The sequence below is a fragment of the Saccharopolyspora sp. genome (assembly GCF_017434145.1).
Classification (GTDB): Bacteria; Actinomycetota; Actinomycetes; order Mycobacteriales; family Pseudonocardiaceae; genus Saccharopolyspora_C; species Saccharopolyspora_C galaxeae.
In genome coordinates this window covers 1-1,537 of sequence record NZ_JAFRFW010000073.1, presented here as the reverse complement: position 1 = coordinate 1,537, position 1,537 = coordinate 1, and the positions used below count along the sequence as shown (strand labels likewise).

Annotated in this window: 1 protein-coding gene and 1 pseudogene; both read right to left on the bottom strand. The window is 73.2% G+C overall.

Features of this window, described 5'->3' with window-relative positions; translation table 11 throughout:
* Positions 1–349 (bottom strand): annotated as a pseudogene (locus IJH84_RS01860) (hypothetical protein); the annotation flags it as partial.
* 197 nt (positions 350–546) lie between these two features.
* Positions 547–1,537: S8 family serine peptidase (locus tag IJH84_RS01855; protein WP_295139521.1), on the bottom strand; the 991-nt coding region annotated here is incomplete at its 5' end.

Genomic DNA, 1,537 nt, shown 5'->3' with positions numbered 1-1,537 from the left:
GCGGCTGGTCCAGCGCGACGTGCGCGTCCGGCGGCCGTGCCCGGCCGGGAGCCGCGTAGCGGTAGGCGAGGCTGTCGAGCAGGTGCGCCAGCCGGTGTCCCCTCGCGGCGATGTCGAGCAGCGCGTCGCGGGCGGAGGTGATCTCAGATTCCGCGGGCGGTTCTCCCCGTGCGCCGGGGATCTCGGTGGGCGCGGCGGCCTGCGCCGCGCTGTCCGCGGCTATGGTCAGCTCGCGGTTCGCCCGGCGTGCCAGCGCCGCGGCGTCCTCCCGGGCACGTTGCTCACCGGGCCGGCCGGGAGCGGCCGATTGCCTGCCGGTATCGCCTTCCCCGGCGTCGTGTGCGTTCATCCGTAGCCGACCCCCCGAGCGGCCGCGCTCGAGACTCGTCAGCGCGGTCACCTGATGGTGCTCCGCCGGTTCAGCGCACCTGACCGGCCGCCTTCCGACTACCCGATTCGGGGGAACGACACACCTGAACACCCTTGCCACGACGGCAAACCGCGGGCGGACCGGAACCGTCCGGTCCGCCCGCGCCGCACTCCGGGTCAGGGCGCGTGCACGAGCCCCGTGCCCACGTCGGTGGCGGGAAGCGCCAGCCGCCGACCGCGCTGGGTCAACCGCGCCCACAGTCCCCAAGCGCGTTCGGGGAACTGCTGCGCGAACAACGCGGCGACCCCGGCGACGTGCGGGGTGGCCATGCTGGTTCCGCTGAGCTTGCGGTAGCGCTCCTGGCCGGGCCAGCTGGAGTACACGTCCACGCCGGGGCCGGCCAAGTCGACCTGCCCGATCTCGTCGACCGTGCCGGACGAGAAGTCGGCGATCTGGCCCTGCTCGTCGACGGCGCCGATGGCCATCACCGACGGGCAGTTCGCCGGATGCCCCACGGGCGCCACGACACCGGCGGAGCGCTGGCTCTCGTTGCCCGCAGCCGCGATGATCAGCGTGCCGCGCTGCATGGCCCGCTGCGCGACCCGCTCGAATGCGTCCGAGAACGGCTGGCCCGGCTGGGTCGGCGCGCCGAGCGACATGGACACCACCGGGCAGTTGTTGGTTATGGCCCATTGGATTCCGGACAGGATTCCGCCGTCACCGCCGAAACCCTCGTCGCTGAGCACCTTCCCGGCGTAGATCGAAGCTTCCGGGGCGATCCCGTAGCCCGGCCCGGCCTGCAACGTCCGCGGGCCGCACGAAGTGCCGATCACGTGCGTGCCGTGGCCGTGCCCGTCGTGCGCGTCCTGGCCCTCCACGAAGGACGCGGTCACCACGTCGCGGCCGGCGAAATCCGGGTGTTGCTGGTCGAAACCGGTGTCGAGCACCGCCACCCGGACACCGCTGCCGGTGGACGCGGCGCTGTCGGCGCCGACCGCTTTCAGGCCCCAGGTCGTTTCGGTGTCGTCCGGTGGCTGCGGAGAGCCGATCGCGAACACCCGGCGCTCCGGCTCCAGCGCGGCCAGCGCGGTACCGCGCTGCTGCATCGAGTTCCGCAGCGTGGCCACCTGGTCCTGGTCGGCGTCGATCAGCGCCACGCCGAGGTCG